The 17144-nt window shown below is 72.7% G+C and carries 16 protein-coding genes and 4 tRNA genes; 8 read left to right on the top strand and 12 right to left on the bottom strand.

Annotated elements, in window-relative coordinates:
• Window positions 1-30 precede the first annotated feature (30 nt).
• A complete protein-coding gene (locus FXF60_RS08700) occupies window positions 31-837 on the bottom strand; it encodes a siderophore-interacting protein (protein ID WP_151525547.1) in 807 nt (268 codons plus the stop codon).
• A 116-nt stretch (window positions 838-953) separates the two neighbouring features.
• On the opposite strand from FXF60_RS08700, the gene FXF60_RS08695 reads away from it, so the two are divergent.
• Window positions 954-2849, top strand: coding sequence for an anthranilate synthase family protein (locus FXF60_RS08695; RefSeq protein WP_151525545.1), 1896 nt, complete (start codon window positions 954-956; stop codon window positions 2847-2849).
• 61 nt (window positions 2850-2910) lie between these two features.
• On the opposite strand, the gene FXF60_RS08690 is transcribed toward FXF60_RS08695, so the two are convergent.
• The 6 genes from FXF60_RS08690 to FXF60_RS08665 all read right to left on the bottom strand — a co-directional run bounded on the left by FXF60_RS08690 (window position 2911) and on the right by FXF60_RS08665 (window position 6239).
• Window positions 2911-3294, bottom strand: a complete 384-nt coding sequence (locus FXF60_RS08690) for a DUF4442 domain-containing protein (protein WP_238335778.1) — start codon at window positions 3292-3294, stop codon at window positions 2911-2913.
• Between the two features lie 33 nt (window positions 3295-3327).
• The gene (locus tag FXF60_RS08685) at window positions 3328-4665 is read right to left on the bottom strand and encodes a CotH kinase family protein (RefSeq protein ID WP_151525543.1); all 1338 of its coding nucleotides are present in this window, start codon (window positions 4663-4665) and stop codon (window positions 3328-3330) included.
• A 130-nt stretch (window positions 4666-4795) separates the two neighbouring features.
• Window positions 4796-4869: transfer RNA gene (locus FXF60_RS08680), tRNA-Phe, on the bottom strand.
• Between the two features lie 63 nt (window positions 4870-4932).
• A tRNA-Asp gene (locus tag FXF60_RS08675) sits at window positions 4933-5006 on the bottom strand.
• Window positions 5007-5028: 22 nt separating this feature from the next.
• Window positions 5029-5101 (bottom strand) — tRNA-Glu (locus FXF60_RS08670).
• Between the two features lie 79 nt (window positions 5102-5180).
• Window positions 5181-6239 (bottom strand): PHP domain-containing protein, encoded by a 1059-nt coding sequence (locus FXF60_RS08665; RefSeq protein WP_151525634.1) that lies wholly within the window; start codon window positions 6237-6239, stop codon window positions 5181-5183.
• Window positions 6240-6291: 52 nt separating this feature from the next.
• On the opposite strand from FXF60_RS08665, the gene FXF60_RS08660 reads away from it, so the two are divergent.
• Window positions 6292-6723, top strand: coding sequence for a GNAT family N-acetyltransferase (locus FXF60_RS08660; RefSeq protein ID WP_151525541.1), 432 nt, complete (start codon window positions 6292-6294; stop codon window positions 6721-6723).
• A 1-nt stretch (window position 6724) separates the two neighbouring features.
• On the opposite strand, the gene FXF60_RS08655 is transcribed toward FXF60_RS08660, so the two are convergent.
• On the bottom strand, window positions 6725-8098 hold the full coding sequence (locus tag FXF60_RS08655) for an NAD(P)/FAD-dependent oxidoreductase (RefSeq protein WP_151525539.1): 1374 nt from the start codon (window positions 8096-8098) through the stop codon (window positions 6725-6727).
• 99 nt (window positions 8099-8197) lie between these two features.
• Here FXF60_RS08655 and FXF60_RS08650 point away from each other — a divergent pair, with 99 nt between their 5' ends.
• Window positions 8198-9196, top strand: coding sequence for a pirin family protein (locus FXF60_RS08650; protein WP_151525537.1), 999 nt, complete (start codon window positions 8198-8200; stop codon window positions 9194-9196).
• Between the two features lie 4 nt (window positions 9197-9200).
• Window positions 9201-11348, top strand: a complete 2148-nt coding sequence (gene pabB, locus FXF60_RS08645) for an aminodeoxychorismate synthase component I (RefSeq protein WP_151525535.1) — start codon at window positions 9201-9203, stop codon at window positions 11346-11348.
• On the opposite strand, the gene FXF60_RS08640 is transcribed toward pabB, so the two are convergent.
• Window positions 11278-11661 (bottom strand): hypothetical protein, encoded by a 384-nt coding sequence (locus FXF60_RS08640; protein WP_151525533.1) that lies wholly within the window; start codon window positions 11659-11661, stop codon window positions 11278-11280. The two genes, pabB and FXF60_RS08640, sit on opposite strands and share 71 nt — an antisense overlap.
• A gap of 32 nt (window positions 11662-11693) precedes the next feature.
• On the opposite strand from FXF60_RS08640, the gene FXF60_RS08635 reads away from it, so the two are divergent.
• Window positions 11694-12536: an aldo/keto reductase gene (locus FXF60_RS08635; RefSeq protein WP_151525531.1), complete on the top strand. Its 843-nt coding sequence runs from the start codon at window positions 11694-11696 to the stop codon at window positions 12534-12536.
• Window positions 12537-12625: 89 nt separating this feature from the next.
• On the opposite strand, the gene FXF60_RS08630 is transcribed toward FXF60_RS08635, so the two are convergent.
• On the bottom strand, window positions 12626-13189 hold the full coding sequence (locus FXF60_RS08630) for a YceI family protein (protein ID WP_151525529.1): 564 nt from the start codon (window positions 13187-13189) through the stop codon (window positions 12626-12628).
• Between the two features lie 87 nt (window positions 13190-13276).
• Between FXF60_RS08630 and FXF60_RS08625 the strand changes: the two genes are divergently transcribed.
• On the top strand, window positions 13277-13747 hold the full coding sequence (locus tag FXF60_RS08625; protein WP_238335777.1) for a MarR family winged helix-turn-helix transcriptional regulator: 471 nt from the start codon (window positions 13277-13279) through the stop codon (window positions 13745-13747).
• A 31-nt stretch (window positions 13748-13778) separates the two neighbouring features.
• Window positions 13779-14849 carry an aromatic acid exporter family protein gene (locus FXF60_RS08620; protein WP_151525527.1) on the top strand — a complete coding sequence of 357 codons (1071 nt, stop codon included), beginning with the start codon at window positions 13779-13781 and terminating at the stop codon, window positions 14847-14849.
• A gap of 9 nt (window positions 14850-14858) precedes the next feature.
• On the opposite strand, the gene FXF60_RS08615 is transcribed toward FXF60_RS08620, so the two are convergent.
• A complete protein-coding gene (locus FXF60_RS08615) occupies window positions 14859-16157 on the bottom strand; it encodes a condensation domain-containing protein (protein WP_192796667.1) in 1299 nt (432 codons plus the stop codon).
• Between the two features lie 19 nt (window positions 16158-16176).
• Here FXF60_RS08615 and FXF60_RS08610 point away from each other — a divergent pair, with 19 nt between their 5' ends.
• The gene (locus FXF60_RS08610; protein WP_151525522.1) at window positions 16177-16974 is read left to right on the top strand and encodes an alpha/beta fold hydrolase; all 798 of its coding nucleotides are present in this window, start codon (window positions 16177-16179) and stop codon (window positions 16972-16974) included.
• A 47-nt stretch (window positions 16975-17021) separates the two neighbouring features.
• Here FXF60_RS08610 and FXF60_RS08605 read toward each other — a convergent pair.
• Window positions 17022-17094, bottom strand: a tRNA-Lys gene (locus tag FXF60_RS08605).
• Between the last annotated feature and the right edge of the window lie 50 nt (window positions 17095-17144).

Here is a 17144-nt window from a genome sequence, read left to right as displayed (position 1 = left end):
GTCGCCGCACGCCCTGCGACGCGACGGTGCTCAGGCGAGCTCGGCCTGGAGCCCGCGCACCCAGTCGCCCTTCACCGCGCGCCACTGCTCGTCGGTGAGCCCGCGGCGCCAGTAGGGCGAGATCGACACGTGCTCCCGCGACGCCCGGGCCTCGTCGCGCAGCGCGTGACCCACGGCGCGGATCGACTCGGCCTCCCCGTGCACGAAGGCGCTGACGACGCCGTCGAGCCGGGGCAGGGCCCGCACCGCGTCGGCCAGCAGCCGGGTCAGGGCCTCCTCGTCCGCCGCGTCCGCCCGGTGGACGAAGCGCACGTCCAGGTCGCCGGGCGAGGACAGCTCCACCTCGCCGGCGGCGTCCTCGACCTCGATGACGGCCTGGGCGGGGGTGCCCTGCCCCAGGTGCTCGACGCAGGCCGCGATCGCCGGGAGGGCTGACTCGTCCCCGACGAGCAGGACGCCGTCCGCGTCGGTGGGTGGGGAGTAGTCCCCGGCAGGACCTCGCAGCTGCAACCTGTCCCCCGGACGGGCGTGCAGCGCCCAGCGGCCGGCATACCCCACCTCGCCGTGCACGACGAAGTCGATCGTCATCTCCCGACGCTCCCCGTCCCAGGACCTGATGGTGTACCTGCGGGGGTACGGCCGCTGGTCGCGCGGGAGGTCCCGGGTCGCCTCGTCCTCGAAGGGCGGCTGGTAGCCCGCGTCCGGTGGGAGGAAGAAGGCGTTGACGTAGGAGTCGGCGAACTCCGGGTCGCGGAAGTCCGCCAGTCCGTCGCCGCCGAGCACCACCCGGACCAGGTGGGGGGTGAGATGCTCGGTGCGCACGACCGTGCCGTACATGGGTTCTCCTCTGCTGTGGCTGCCGAGACAAGGTTACCCTCACCCCAATTACGTCACGAACACCGGGCGTTGGTGCGGCGACGGGGTCGGGGGTGCCCCATGACAGACTCTCGGCCATGCCGCCGCACCTGCTGGAGCAGATCCTCGCCGACCCCTCCGGCCAGTCGTGGGCGATCCTGTGGCGCGAGGGTCGGCGCGACGTTGAGGTGCTCGTCGGCGAGGTCACCGACCTCGAGCGGCTGGCCCAGATCCCCCGCCCCGCGGCAGGCGCTCCGGTCCTCGCCATGGTGCCGTTCCGGCAGATCGCCGAGCGAGGGTTCGACGCGCACGACGACGGCACCCCGCTGCGGGTGCTGCGGCCGACGCAGACCCAGACCCTGCCGGTGGCCGACCTGCTGCAGGCGCTCCCGGACCAGAAGATCGAGGTCACCGACGAGCGGTTCAGCGTGACCGACGAGGACTATGCCGCCACGGTCTCCCGGGTGATCGAGGAGGAGATCGGCGAGGGGGAGGGCGCCAACTTCGTCATCCGACGGGACGTGCTGGCCCGGTGCGGGGACGACCGTGCCGTGGCCGCCCTCACCTGGCTGCGCCGGCTGCTCGTCGACGAGCGTGGCGCCTACTGGACCTTCGCCGTGCACACGCCGGGGCACACCCTGGTCGGCGCCACGCCCGAGCGGCACGTCAGCGTCCGCGACGGCCGGGTGTGGATGAACCCGATCTCGGGCACCTTCCGGCACCCGGCGGACGACGGCCCGGACGGCTCCCTCGTGCAGGACGAGTTCCTCGCCTTCATCAAGGACACCAAGGAGACCGAGGAGCTCTTCATGGTGGTGGACGAGGAGATGAAGATGATGGCCCAGATCTGCTCCGACGGCGGGCGGATCACCGGGCCCTACCTCAAGCAGATGGCTCACCTCACGCACACCGAGTATCTCCTGGACGGCCGCAGCGACGCCGACGTGCGCGACGTGCTGCGGACGACCATGTTCGCGCCCACCGTGACCGGCTCACCGATGGAGAACGCCTGCACGGTCATCGCGCGGCACGAGCCGGAGGGGCGGGGCTACTACTCCGGTGTGCTGGCGCTGCTGGAGGAGGACGAGCAGGGCGGGGAACGGCTGGACGCACCGATCCTGATCCGCACCGCCCACCTCACCGGCGACGGCACCGTCCGGGTCAGCGCGGGCGCCACCCTGGTCCGGCACAGCGACCCGGTGTCGGAGTGCGAGGAGACCAGCGCGAAGGCCCGCGGGGTGCTGTCGGCGCTCGGGCTGCGTCCTCGTCGCGAGATCGCGCACGCCGCCCCGCTCGACGCGCTGCCCGGGGTCGCCGCGGACCTCGCCGCGCGCAACGAGTCGCTGTCGCCCTTCTGGCTCAGCCCGCAGGGCGCCCGGCCCGACCCCGAGCTGATCGGCAGACGGGTGCTGGTGATCGACGCCGAGGACACGTGGACCCAGATGCTCGCGCACATGCTGCGGCACCTGGGCATGGTCCCGGACGTGCGTCGGTGGGAGCTGGTCACGGAAGCGGACGTGGCCGGGCCTGGCGCCGACCACGACCTGGTGCTCTACGGCCCGGGACCGGGCGACCCGACGGACCTGGGGGACCCGCGGATCGCCCGGCTGCACGAGCTGCTCTCGGCCCGGCTCGCGGCTCGTCTGCCGGTGCTCGCGGTCTGCCTGTCGCACCAGGTGCTCGCCTCCCTGGCGGGTCTGACGGTGAGCAAGCTGCCGGCCCCCAACCAGGGGGTGCAGCTGCCCGTCGAGCTGTGGGGCGAGGTGCGGCGGATCGGCTTCTACAACACCTTCGTCGCCCGCCCCGGCGCCGCCTCCCTGGACGGCCTGCCGCTGGAGCAGGCGGTGCACCAGCCGGACGACGCCGTCGTCGCGCTGCGGGCGCCGGGGCTGGCGAGCATCCAGGGGCACACCGAGTCGGTGCTGTCCCGGGACGGTCTGGCCGCGCTGCACGGGCTCATCCGGCAGGCCCTGGACCTGGGCGACGGGGGCTAGGTCCGGGCGGCGCCGGGGCCTGGCCGACGGCGGACGTAGAGCTGCTTGCGGACCCGCGCGATCACCGTGCCGTCGTCGGTGACCACGTCGGTCTCGAACCACCAGCGCTGCGTCCCGGCGAGACGAACTCGATCTGCGCCGCCTTGTCCCACACCACGTAGTCGGGCCCCAGGTTGCGCATGACCATGATCATCCAGAAGGGGTCGGTCATCGCCATCAGCGACCCACCGAAGAGGGTGCCGACGTAGTTGCTGGTCAGCGGGGTGTGCGCCAGCCGGACCCGCACCCGCCGGAAGTCGGGGGTCATCTCCTGGATCCGGATGCCGGAGAAGAGGAACGGCGGCCAGGCGTTCATGCCGTGCCGCAGCGCCCGGGCGGAGGTGGCCAGGGCCTTGAGCCGACCGATGCGCTGGACGGGTGGGGCGGGTCGGGTGGGAGCGCTCACCGGGCCACTGTATGCCGCACCCGACCGGCCGTCTCAGGACGCCGAGGTCCGGATCGCGTCGGCGTCGGCCTCCACCTGCCCGGTCCCCACGAGGTCGTCCGCGTCGCGCGTGAGGGTGGCGACCCAGGCGTCGAGCGAGTCCTCGAGGGCACCACCGTCGACGAGCTCCTCCTGCAGCCGGCTCAGCTCCTCGTCATACATCGCCTGCCACTGCGCGTTGGCCGTGAACGCGGTGACCAGGGCATTCTCGCGGGTCATGCCGCCGCCGGGACCCATCTGCCCGCCGCCAGTCGGCGGTTCCATGCCCTCGGGACGCTCGGGCAGCTGGCCTTCCTCGAAGGTCGGCATCTCGCCGTCGGCCGGCATCTGGCCCTGGCGGCCTTGCCCGCCCGCACCACCGCCGCCCATCATCGCGCCGAAGGACAGGTTGTGGTCCCAGGCGACCACGGTGAACTGCTCGGTCGCCGAGTCCCAGAAGAGGTAGGAGTTGTTGCCGGGGCCGTCGATGTCGTCGGTGTTCTGGATGATCTCCTGCACGGCCAGGTAGGTCGCGAAGGACTCCAGGTCGAGGAGATCAGGCAGGTGCTCGGCGATCTCCTCCTCAGTCCCGTTGTTGAGCAGGTCCAGCAGCTCGATCAGCGGCGCGTAGCCCGCGCCCTCGTCGCCGGCCTCGATGTCGAAGGCCGTCGAGTAGTCACCGTCCTCGCCCCTCCAGGACCAATCACCCTCCGCCTCGGACTTGTAGAGGATGCTGCCCTCGCCGGCGTCGGGGAAGGCGCCCTCGAGCCAGGCATCGTCGAGGTTCTGCACGGTCAGCCGCAGCTCCTCGGCGCTGCCGTTGACCGAGAACCGGGTGGCGACCGCCTCGGTCGAGGCCAGTCCCGCGGCAGAGAGCAGGTCGAGCGAGACCGCCTCGTTCATCGCCGTGTCGGTGGTGTTGGACCGGACCGTGACGTCGCTGTAGCCGGCCAGCGTCTGCCCGTCGACGAACTTGTCCAGCCGGATCCGGAGGGGAAGCTCCGCGGGCGGCGTGTCGACCGAGATGCCCCGGAGGGAGGAGTTGCCCTTGAGCTTGATCCCGACGTCCTCGAAGGTCTGCCCGTCGATGATGACGGTGGCGCGGATCCACTCCTTGTCACCGGTGTCGAGGTAGGTCTGGATCATCTGGGTCAGCGCATCGTCGTCCACCTCGACCTCGATGGTGTGGACCTCGCCGGAGTCGAAGAGCGCGGGGGACGCGGCCACCGCGGAGCCGACCACGGACGTGTCGGCGGACGACTGCGTCGTGGCGGCGGGTGCGGTGCACCCGGACAGCGCGAGGGCGGCGGTGAGGGTCAGGGTGGTCAGCCGGTGGGGGCGTCGTCGTCTCATGTCCGGCAGTTCACGGTGCCCCGCTGTGCCGACATCCTGCCGGGCCTGTGCCCCACCTGTGCAGGCTCGCCCGGGCCGGACACGCGAAAGCCGCGGGTGTCTCAGGGGGCGGACCCGCGGCTTGTCGCTGTGGCCAGGGGCGGGGTCGAACCGCCGACCTTTCGATTTTCAGTCGAACGCTCGTACCAACTGAGCTACCTGGCCATGACGCGAGTAGTGATCGGGCGTGGCCCCGGAGTGCTCCGGTGACCACGCCGCACTACTCTGCGACCCCGACGGGACTCGAACCCGCGACCTCCGCCGTGACAGGGCGGCGCGCTAACCAACTGCGCCACGGGGCCTCGAAGGTATCGAGACCTTGTGCATCCCCAACGGGATTCGAACCCGTGTTACCGCCGTGAAAGGGCGGGGTCCTAGGCCACTAGACGATGGGGACCTATCCGTTGAGGACGCAGATGAGCATACGTGATCGCTGCCGCCGGGACCAAAACGGTGCCTCCCCCTGCGCGGGGGCCTCAGCCGGACGGCGACGCCCAGTCGAGCAGGCGCTCCAGCGGCCAGGTGTTGACCACCCGATCGGCCGGCACACCGTGGCGAACCGCCCGCTCGCACCCGTAGTCCAGGAAGTCCAGCTGACCCGGCGCGTGGGCGTCGGTGGAGACCGCGAAGACGCAGCCGGCCTCGATGGCCATCCGCAGCAGCGCACCGGGCGGGTCCTGCCGCTCCGGGCGGGAGTTGATCTCGACGGCGGTCCCCGTCTCGGCGCAGGTGGCGAAGACGGCAGCCGCGTCGAACTCGCTGGGAGGACGCATCCGGGAACCGCTGCGACCGCCCTTGTCGCCCCGGCGGGGCATCACCCGGCGCCCGGTGCAGTGCCCGAGGATCGTCGTGCGCGGGTTGCGCACCGCGGCGATCATCCGTCGGGTCATCGCCGAGCGCTCCATCGTGAGCTTGGAGTGGACCGAGGCCACCCGGACGTCCAGCTGGTCCAGCAGCTCCTCCTCCTGGTCCAGCCCTCCGTCGTCGAGGATGTCCACCTCGATCGCCTTCAGCAGCGTGAAGGGCGGGTCCGCCGCGGCGGTGTGCGCGTTGACCGCGTCGACCACCGCCAGCTGTCGTCGCAGCCGAGCGGCGGTCAGACCGTTCGCCACCGTGAGCCGCGGCGAGTGGTCGGTGAGAGCCAGGTAGTCGTGACCCAGCTCGATCGCGCTGGCCACCATCTCCTCGATCGGGCTGCCGCCGTCGGACCAGTCGGAGTGGCTGTGCAGATCACCGCGCAGCGCGGCCCGCAGCTCCTGCCCGCCGTCGGCGAGCGGCTCGTCGGCCGCGGCCTCCAGGTCGGCCAGCTTGTCGGGGATCCGGCCGGCCACGACCGCCTCGATCACCGCCGAGGTGGACGGGCCGATGCCGGGCAGGTCCTGCAGCGTCCCGGCCGAGACGCGCCGACGCACCTCCTGCTCGCCCAGCGGCAGGATCACGGCGGCCGCCCTGCGGTAGGCCTCGACCCGGCGGGTCTCCTCGCGCGAGCGCTCCAGCAGGAACGCGATCCGGCGCAGGGCGTCGACCGGTTCCATCACTGGCTCGGGGCTCACAGGGCGACTCTACGGCGCGGCATACCCTGCCCTCATGGTGACCATCCACGCTGCCCGCCTCGACGACCTGTCCCCTCGCGTCCTGCACGACCTGCTGCGGCTGCGGGTGGACGTCTTCGTCGTCGAGCAGCAGTGCGCCTACCCCGAGATCGACGGGCGCGACACCGAGACCGGCACCGTGCACCTGTGGACCGAGGTCGACGGCGAGGTCGCCGCCACGGTGCGGATCCTGGTGGACCACGACGGGACCCGCCACCTCGGCCGGGTCGCCACCCACCGCGACCACCGCGGCGCGGGGTATGCCGCCGCGCTGGTGCGGGAGGGGCTGAGCAGGCTGGGTCCCGGGCCGGTGCACATCGGCGCGCAGGCGCACCTGGAGCAGTGGTATGCCCGCCTCGGCTTCCGGCGCAGCGGTCCGGACTACCTGGAGGACGGCATCCCGCACCTGCCGATGGTGCGGGACTGACTCAGCGGCGGGGCTGCCGGCGGAAGTCCTCGCCGAGGTACTCCAGGGCGAGCCGGGCATACACCTGCTGCTCGGTGACGGTGCGCTCGCCGCGGTGGTCGCGCCCGACGAAGCTCACCGCCCAGTGCATGAGCGTCGCCAGCTGGTTCTTGAAGCCGATGAGGTAGAAGAGGTGGACCGCGAGCCAGGCCACCCAGGCGGGATAGCCGGTCAGCTCGATCCGACCCCGCTTCATGACGGCGCGGAAGCGGGAGATGGTGGCCATGGAGCCCTTGTCGAAGTAGCGGAACTCCTGGCCGGTCTCCTCACCGCGCAGCCGGCGCAGGATCTGGTCGGCCACGTGCCGGGCCCCCTGGATCGCTCCCTGCGCCACGCCGGGCACGCCGTCGACGGCCGCCAGGTCGCCGACGACGAAGACCTCGGGGTGACCGGGCAGGGTGAGGTCGGGCAGGACCTTGACCCGGCCGGACCGGTCCAGCTCGGCGCCTGCCTGCTCCGCGACCTTGCGGCCCAGCGGGTTGCCCTGGACGCCGGCGGCCCACACCTTGGTCTGGGCCTCGATCCGCTCCTGGCTGCCGTCCTTCGTCGACTCCAGGACCACGCCGCCCTCGTCGACGTCGACGACCTTGCTCCCCATCCGCACCTCGACCCCGAGCTCGGCGAGGCTCTTCTCGGTGCGGGCCCCCAGCCTCTCGCCGAAGGGGGTGAGGACCTGGTCCACGGCGTCGACGAGCAGGATGCGCGCCTGCGTCGGGTCGATGTGGCGGAACTCCTTGCGCAGCGTGCGCTTGCTCAGCTCGGCCAGCTGGCCGGCCATCTCGACGCCGGTGGGTCCGGCGCCGACGACGACAAAGGTCAGCAGGCGGCGCACGTCCTCGGGGCGTCCGGCCGCGGCGGCGAGCTCGGCGAGCTCGAAGGCGCCGTAGATCCGGCCGCGCAGCTCGAGCGCGTCGTCGATCGACTTCATGCCCGGGGCGTACTCCGCGAAGTGCGGGCTGCCGAACCAGGACTGGTTCGCCCCGGCCGCCAGGATGAGGCTGTCGTAGTCGTAGACCATGTCCTCACCGGCGGTGGCCGCGGTGACCGTGCGCTCGGCCAGGTCGATGCCTGTGACGTCGCCGAGCATCACCGTCACGTTCCGCTGGTCGGCCAGCACGTCGCGCGTCGAGGGGGCGATGACGCCTTCGGACAGGATGCCGGTCGCCACCTGGTAGAGGAGCGGCTGGAACAGGTGGTGGCCGGTGCGTGCGACGAGCTGCACCTGCACGGCGGGGTCGTTCAGCGCCTTGGTGGCGAACAGCCCGCCGAAGCCGGAGCCGATGACGACGACGCGGTGCGGGGCGGTCGGGCGGGACACGGGCTGGGTGATGCTCATATACCTAGTGAACAGCAGATCCGGGACGCAGATTTCCGTTCCGGCCCGGCGTGAGGCCCTACGACGACGAGACGTTGATCACGGTGCGAGACTGGGTGGATGAGCTCGCTCGAGACCCGCCCGGACGAGGTGAGGTGCGGCGGTCGGACCCCGGCCGAGCACGCCGTGACGGTTCTGACCCCCCGTGACGTCCCGCTCGGCGGCCCGCGGGCGATGCGGGTGCGTCGCACCCTCCCCTCCCGGGAGCGCACGATGGTCGGCGCCTGGTGCTTCGTCGACCACTACGGCCCGGACGAGGTCGCCGAGACGGGCGGGATGGTCGTGCCCCCGCATCCGCACACCGCGCTGCAGACCGTGTCGTGGCTGTTCAGCGGTCTGATCGAGCACCGGGACTCGACCGGGGTGCAGGCGCTGGTGCGCCCCGGCGAGCTCAACCTCATGACGGCCGGCCGCGGCGTCTGCCACTCCGAGGTCTCCGTGGCGCCGGGCGACGGGGCGTCGCCGGCGCCGCTGCACGGTGCGCAGCTGTGGGTGGCGCTGCCGTCGGTCCACGCCGAGGTCGGCCCGGCTTTCGAGCACTTCGCCCCCGAGCCGGTCGAGGTCCCCGGAGGTCGGGTGAGCACCTTCCTCGGCGAGCTGGGCGTGGGGGAGCAGCGGATCGCCTCCCCGGTGACGACGTATACCCCGCTGCTCGGGGCCGAGGTCGTCCTGGAGCCCGGCGCACGGCTGAGCGTGGAGGTCGACGTGGATCACGAGCACGGGGTGCTCGTCGACGAGGGCCAGGTGGGCGTCGCCGGGCGGACCGTCGACCGGGCCGAGCTGGCCTGCCTCGCGCCCGGCCGGGCGAGCCTGGAGCTGGAGGCCGGCGACGACGGGACCCGGGTGCTGCTGCTGGGCGGGCCGCCCTTCGGTGAGCAGATCGTCATGTGGTGGAACTTCATCGGCCGCTCGCACGAGGAGGTCGTGCAGGCCCGGGAGGAGTGGCAGGAGGAGATGGGGCACCGCTCGGACGGCCGCTTCGGTGCGGTCGACTACCCCGGAGGCGGTTCGCTCCCCGCGCCCGAGCTGCCGCAGGTCCGGCTCCGACCCCGGGGGTGAGCCCGTGCCGTCCGAGGTCCTGCTGATCGACCACCTCGACAGCTTCACCTACAACCTCGCCGACCTGGTGCACCGCGTCCTGGGACGGCCGCCGGTGCTGTGGCGGCACGACCACGAGGCGGACCCGGAGCAGCTGCTCCGGTTCGCCGCCGTCGTCATCGGTCCGGGTCCCGGGCGACCGCAGGTCCCGGCGGACCTGGGTCTGTCGGCCGCCGCGCTGCGACAGCGCACCGTCCCCGTGCTGGGGGTATGCCTGGGCCACCAGGGACTGGCGCACGTCGCCGGCGAGGACGTCGAGGAGATGGCGGTGACCCGGCACGGCATCGTGAGCCCGGTCGAGCACGACGGCACGGGGATCTTCGCCGGGGTGCCGGCACCCCTGCACGTCGTGCGCTACCACTCCCTCGAGGTGCGGGAGCCGCTGCGCTCCCGGCTCCGGGTGAGCGCCCGGGCGGCCGACGACGGCGCGGTGATGGCGCTGGCCGACCCGGACGCCGCCTTCTGGGGAGTGCAGTTCCACCCGGAGTCGGTGCTGTCCCAGCACGGGGACCGGATCGTGGCCAACTTCCTCGCGCTCGCGGGTGTCGACCTGCACGACGGCGCGCACGGCACGGGCGCCGCCCACTCTGCCGCGGTGGCGGTCGGTGACGCCATGCGCCCTCAGGCGCACCGGCCCGGCGGCCGGGCGGTCACGCTGCGGGCGCGCCGGATCGACCCGGCCGGTCCCGGGCCCGACGCGCCTGCGCTGCGGGACGCGCTGGTGGGGGACGCGGCGACATCGGTGTGGCTGGACTCCTCGGAGGGCACGGGCTGGTCGCTCGTCGTCGACTCGCGCGGGCCGCTCGCCGCCGAGCTGACGCACCGGGTCGGCGGGGAGCACCTGCTCGATCGGCTGGACGCCGAGCTGGACCGGTGGCACCTGCTCGAGGGCGGGGACACCGTCCCGGAGCACCTGCCCTGGCGGCCCGGGTTCGTCGGCTACTGGGGCTACGAGCTCAAGGCGGAGACGGGTGGCGCCGCCGCCCACCGCTCCCCGTGGCCGGACGCGTGGCTCACCTTCGCCGACCGGGGGGTGGTGCTGGACCACACGACCGGGCGGGTGTGGGCGATCTGGCTCGAGGACGAGGCGGTCGCCGCCGAGCAGCGGCGCTGGGCCGGCCACGTGGCCGACGCGGTGCGGCGCGCCCCGCGGGCGAGGCACGACCCGGAGCCCGGGGCCGCCGGCGCGGACCAGGGGTCGGTGCAGTGGCTGGCCCGGGACGGTGAGCTGGCCTACCTGGACAAGGTGCGCCGGGCCCAGGCGCAGATCGCCCGGGGCGAGTCCTACGAGGTGTGCCTCACGACGGCATACCGGGCGCGGGTCGAGGACGTGGACGAGGCCCACCTCTACCGGGCGCTGCGGGAGGTCTCTCCCGTCCCCCGCGGTGCATGGCTGCGCACGCCGGGCGGGAGCGTCCTTAGCGGCTCGCCCGAGCGCTTCGTGTCGGTCACCGACAGGTGCGTCGAGGCGCGCCCGATCAAGGGCACCAGGCCGCGCGGCAGCACGCCGGAGGAGGACGCCAGGCTGGCGTCCGAGCTGGCGGGCTCGGTGAAGGACCGTGCCGAGAACCTCATGATCGTGGACCTGCTCCGCAACGACCTGCACCGCGTCTGCCGGTCCGGCAGCGTGCACGTGCCCGAGCTCTTCGCCGTCGAGAGCTACGCGACCGTGCACCAGCTGGTCTCCACCGTCCGTGGTGAGCTCGCCCCCGGCATGGGCGCGACCGACGTGCTCCGGTCCTGCTTCCCCGGCGGCTCCATGACCGGTGCGCCGAAGGTGCGCACGATGGAGATCCTGGATCGGCTGGAGGGCGAGGCGCGCGGCGTCTACTCGGGCGCCGTGGGGTGGATCGGGCTGGACGGCTCGATGGACACCTCGATCGTCATCCGCACGCTCACGCTGAGCCCGTCCGGGGAGCTCGCCTTCGGCGTCGGGGGAGCGGTGACCGCGTTGTCGGACCCCGCCGAGGAGTATGCCGAGACCCGCGCCAAGGCCCGCGCCATGCTCCGTGCGACGCACCTGGCGACGGAGCGCTCCGAGGTCAGTCGGGCTGGTCCGGGCCGACGAGCCAGACCTGCACGGGCTCACGACCGGGTGCTCCCGCCAGGGTGAGCAGCAACCCCTCGTCGCGGTGCTCCCAGCGGGAGATCGTGATCGCGTGCTTGTTGTGCAGGGCCCGCACGATCCGCCCCAGGTCACCAGGCTGGGCAGCCCCGACCAGGAAGGTGGTGGAGTCGGCCATGCGCAGCCTGCCGACGCCCTGGAGCGGTCCAGGTGTCACCCCCCGCAACGGCACCCTGCGCGCGACGAGACCCGGCAGCTGCACCTGCAGGTGGCGGCTCATCTGCCACTGCGCTGCCGTCTCGTCCTGCCCGTCCCACCTCTGCGGATCGCCGAGGTCGTCGGGGAAGTCGTCCCACGACATACCCCCAGTGTGCCCGACGTAGGGTGGAATGCATGACGAGTCAGCCACTGATGACCCTCAACAACGACGTCCGGATCCCGCAGCTCGGCTTCGGCACCTTCCAGGTCGACGAGCAGGAGACCCAACGGGTGGTCGAGGCCGCCCTCGAGGCCGGCTACCGCCACATCGACACCGCCGCCGGCTACTACCACGAGGCCGGTGTCGGTGCGGCGCTGCGCGCCAGCGGGCTGCCGCGGGAGGAGGTCTTCCTCACCACGAAGCTGCGCAACGGGGACCAGGGCCGTGGCCGCGCGCGGGACGCCTTCGAGGCATCCCGCGAGGCGCTCGGCGTCGAGGCGGTCGACCTCTACCTCATCCACTGGCCGGTCCCGGGCAAGGGACTGGCGGGGGAGACGTGGGAGGTCTTCGAGGAGCTGTATGCCAAGGGGTCGGTCCGCGCGATCGGCGTCTCCAACTTCCTCCCCGACCACCTCGCCTCGTTGATGGCGGGTGCCTCGGTGACGCCGGCGGTGAACCAGATCGAGGTGCACCCGTCCTTCCAGCAACCGGAGACCCAGCTCGCCTCCCGGGATGCCGGGCTGGCCGTCGAGGCCTATGCCCCGATCGGGCAGGGCGCGGACCTGGAGCTGCCCGCCGTGACCGAGGCGGCGGCCGCGCACGGCGTGAGCCCGGCGCAGGTGGTGATCCGCTGGCACCTGCAGGAGGGCCGGATCGTCATCCCCAAGTCGGCGACGCCCGAGCGCATCGTCTCCAACGCCGACGTCTTCGGCTTCGAGCTGGACGCGGAGCAGATGCGCGCGATCGGCGGTCTGGACACCGCGGAGCGGATGTTCCCGGACCCGCAGACGGCGGAGTTCACGCAGTTCCGCAGCTGAGATGACAACGGCCCCGCCGGGTCACAGGGGCCGGCGGGGCCGTCGCTCACCCGGGCTTGTCGCAGGGGGCACCCGGGGAGTGCTCGAGATCAGACGGACTTGATGGCCGAGATCTCGAACTCAAGAGTAACCTTCTCGGCCACCAGAACGCCTCCGGTCTCCAGCGCGGCGTTCCAGGTGAGTCCGAAGTCCTTGCGGTTCACCACGGTCGAACCCTCGAAACCGACGCGCTCGTTGCCGAACGGGTCGGTGGCCGCACCGGCGTACTCGAAGTCGACGGTCACCGGCTGGGTGACGTCCTTGATGGTGAGGTCGCCGGTCACGCGCAGCGTGTCGGCGTCGACCGCGGACACCTCGGTGGAGGTGAAGGTGATGGTCGGGTAGGACTCGACGTCGAAGAAGTCGGCCGACTTCAGGTGGCCGTCGCGGTCCGCGGAGCGGGTGTCGACCGAGCCGGCCTGGATGGTGACCTGGATGGCGGCGTCCTGCAGGTCGGGGCCGGTGCTGGCGGTGCCCTCGACCTCGTTGAACGCGCCGCGCACCTTGGTGACCATGGCGTGGCGGGTGGAGAAGCCGACGCGGCTGTGGGAGGCGTCGATGGCGTAGCTGCCGTCCAGGTCGCTCAGGCTGGTGCTGGCGGTGGTCTCGGACATGGTGGGTCCTCTCTGTGGTTTGTTGATGCTTCAACAGAGTGCACTCTAATACTCCGTGACGTGTCACGCAACTGGTATGCTGGAGGTATGGACACGACCACTCACGTCCCCTGGCTCGAGGAGTCCGAGATGAAGGTGTGGCGCGCCTGGTTGCGCGTCCAGACCGAGCTCCCGGCAGCCATGGGGCGGGCGCTGCACTCGGACAGCGAGCTGTCCCTGCAGGACTTCGAGACCCTGGTGCGCCTGTCCGACTCGGAGGAGGGGCGGCTGCGGGTGTCCGCCCTGGCGCAGCAGATGCACTGGGAGCGGTCCAGGCTCTCGCACCACCTGCGCCGGATGGCCGCGCGCGGTCTGGTGGAGAAGGTGGAGTGCGCCGAGGACGGGCGCGGCGCCTTCGTGGTGCTGACCGACGAGGGCCGGGAGGCGCTGGCGGGCGCGGCGCCGGACCACGTGCGCACGGTCCGCCGGCTGTTCTTCGACGGGATGGACGAGGCCGAGCGTCACGTGCTGTCGCGGTTCCTGGGGCGGGTGCTGGAGCGGAGCTCCGCGCGGGCGTAGGCGTGCCGGTGCGGGTGTGAGACTGGGGGGCATGAACTCTCGTCGCGCTGCCCTCGTGGGTTGGCTGCGGCGCCCCGACGTGCAGAGCGACCTGCTCCAGGTCGTGAAGAGCGTGGTGGCGGCCGTCGCAGCCTGGATCCTGGCCGACGCGGTGCTCGGCCTGCACCAGGCCTTCCTGGCCCCCTGGACGGCGTTGCTGACCGTGCACGCGACGGTCTACCGCACCGTGTCCCGCGGGACCCAGGCGGTGCTGGCCACCTCGGCCGGCGTGGCGCTCGCCTTCCTCGCCGTGCAGGTCGGCGGGCAGGGCGTGGTCACCCTCGCGGTCGCCCTGCTGGTCGCCTTGCTGCTGGCGCGCGTCGGCGTGCTCCGCCAGGAGGGACTGACGGTCGCCACCACGGTGCTGTTCGTCATCACCACCGCGAGCGAGACCGGTGTGGGGAGCCTGGCCGACCGTCTGGCGGCGACGGCGCTCGGGGTCGTCGTCGCGCTGCTGGTCAACGCGGCGGTGGCCGCACCGCTGGGTGGCGAGACCGCCCGGCGGCACATCGAGGACCTCGACCGAGGGCTGGGGCGGCTGCTGCAGGAGATGGCGGACGGACTGCGTGAGGGGGCGGACGACGAGCGCACCTGGGGCTGGGTGGACCGGACGCGCACCCTGGACCGCCGGCTGGAGAGTGCGTGGCGCCTGGTCTACGAGGCGCAGGAGAGCACCTGGGGCAACCCCCGGCGTCGGCGCGCGAAGGACTCGCAGGAGCTGTCGAGGGTGCTGGAGCGGCTCGAGGAGGGGATCGCCCAGGTGCGTGGCATGGCGCGACTGATCCATGAGTCGACCCAGCAGGCGGAGGACTGGGATCCTGCCTTCCGCGACGTCTGGGTGGACCTCCTGGACGAGCTGGGGCGCCGGGTGGCGGTCCCGGAGGCTGACGTCCGGGCCTTGCGTGGCGACGTCGACGATCTCGCCGCGCGGCTCTCCGACGCCGACCTGGCCGCCGAGCGGTGGCCGCTCTACGGCGCGCTCATCGAGATGACACGGGTGGTCATCGACATCGTCGACGACGTGGCGACCTCGTCGGTCGTGCGCGAGGGGTCGGGGGCCTGACCACGCCGGTCAGGTGGGTCGAGGGCCCGCGGCGGCCTGGCGGAACCGGCGGTGCACGGCGTCCAGCCAGCTGGTGAGCGAGGCTCGGGCCTCCGCGGTGTCGGGATAGCGCGCCCGCAGCTGCAGGCCCTGTTCGGTCACGACGAACCAGACCATCACGCTGTCGGTCCGGATCGCCGCCGAGACGTACTGCGCCCGCACCCCCGGATCGAGCCGGACGGGCAGCCGGCGGGTGTCCAACCAGGACAGCGCGAACATCCCCGGTCCCTCGGGCATCCCGCCGTGGGGCTCCAGGATCGGGGCCAGCGGGTAGGACCCGAGGTCGACGGCCTCGACGACCGCGGCCCGCGCCGTCTCCAGCTCCGCCGCACGGCACTCGAGCACCGCGTTCGTGATGAACCACCCCACCGAGTCGTGCCACCGCGACTCGTGCCGGCTGTGGACGGGGAAGACGGCGCGCAGCGGTGCGCCGGCCAGCTCCAGGCATACCTCCGTCAGGAGGGCGACGGCGAGCGTGATCGGTCGGGCACCGTGCCGCGCGGCGACCTCCTCGACCGCCTGCCACCCGGCCTCGTCGAGCACGTCGCGGACCTCCACCACCTCCGCCGGGGCCGGGTCGAGGGGCCCGAGCGGCATCGGGAAGGTGGGCATCCATCCGCCGCCGTCGGCCAGGATCTGCGACCACCGGGTATGCACCTGAGCCGGCGCGGGCGGGGCCGCCTCCAGCTCGGCGGTGTGGGTGGCGAAGGGCAGGGCGGTGCCGGGTGCGGGGTCGCCGCCCAGGGCCGCGAGGAGGTCCCGGGCGAGCACCGCGACCGACCACATGTCGACGTGCGCGTGGTCCGCGCCGACGAGCAGGACGGGGCGGTCGTCCCCGAGCTCGTCGGGGGCGTCCGGCCGGACCAGGCAGAGCGCGTGAGAGGGCTGGGCGAAGGGCTGACAGAGCTCGTCGAAGCACTCGCGGACGACGTCTCGGCTGCGTCTGCCGGTGACCTCGAGATCGCGCCAGGCCCCGGGCCGGACCTCGGCGCCGTGCAGCCGCACCTGGCCGCCCCCGGTGAAGACGGTCCGCAGCGTCCCGTGACGGTCGACCACGGAGAGCCAGGCGGCCTCCACGTCGGCCGGCGACGTGCCCGCGGGCAACCGGAAGGAGATCGCCATCCACGACCCGGCCCGTGGACCGGCGCCCACGTGGCGGCGCTGGTCGAAGGAGACGGGCAGCTCCTGGGTCCGGCTCGCGACCCGGACGGTGTAGCTGCTGACCTGCCCCTGCGGCAGGACCATCATCCCCACGTTGGTGAGCCGCATGGGCTCGTACTCTAGGCGCATGCCGACCTTCCGAGCGGGCGACGCGTCCCTCGACTTCGAGATCAGCGGGGACGAGGGTCCGCTCGTGGTGCAGCTGCACGGGCTGACGTCCTCGCGGGAGCGGGACGCGCGTCTCGGCCTGGACCTGGTGAGGGCGCTGCGGGGACACCGCGTCCTCAGGTACGACGCCCGCGGGCACGGCCGCTCCACCGGCACGGCGGTGGCCGGGGACTACGACTGGCGACGGCTCGCGGACGACCTGCTGGCGCTGCTCGACCACGTGGCCCCGGGGGAGAAGGTGCACGGAGTGGGGCCGTCGATGGGGTCAGGCACGCTGTTGCACGCGGCGGTGGTGGATCCCGCGCGCTTCGCCTCGCTCTGCCTGGTGGTGCCGCCCACGGCGTGGGCGACGCGCCCGGCGCAGGCGGAGAGCTATCGCGCGGACGCCGCGCTGATCGAGGCCGAGGGCGTCGGGGCGTTCGTGCACCGGGCGAGCACGGCCCCCGGTCCTCCGGCGCTCGCGGACGCCCCGGAGACGGAGCCGTCGGTGCCGGAGGCGCTGCTGCCCACGATCCTGCGGGGTGCGGCCGGCACCGACCTGCCGGCGCCGGCGGAGGTCGCGCGGATCACGACGCCCACCCTGGTGCTGGCCTGGGAGGACGACCCGGCGCACCCGGTGTCGACGGCCACGGCGCTGGGCGAGCTGCTGTCCCGGAGCAGGCTGGTGGTGGCGCAGACGCCCTACGGGCTGATGGCCTGGCCGGGTCTCGCCGCCGAGCACATCTCGGTGTATGCCGCGGCCGCCGTGGACGCGTGACCGAGGGCCTCCCTGGCGGGCCTCACCGCTGGTGCGGGCCGTCGAGGTGGGCCCCCCGGGGCTCGAACCCGGAACCTACGGATTAAAAGTCCGCAGCTCTGCCAATTGAGCTAGAGGCCCTGGTGCCTGGTCCCGTCGGTCGGGTCGGCACGCCAGGCTCCAGGCTAGCC

The organism is Serinicoccus kebangsaanensis (assembly GCF_008919445.1).
GTDB lineage: Bacteria > Actinomycetota > Actinomycetes > Actinomycetales > Dermatophilaceae > Ornithinicoccus > Ornithinicoccus kebangsaanensis.
The sequence above is the reverse complement of the archived record's forward strand: the minus strand, read 5'-3'. Positions and strand labels throughout refer to the sequence as shown.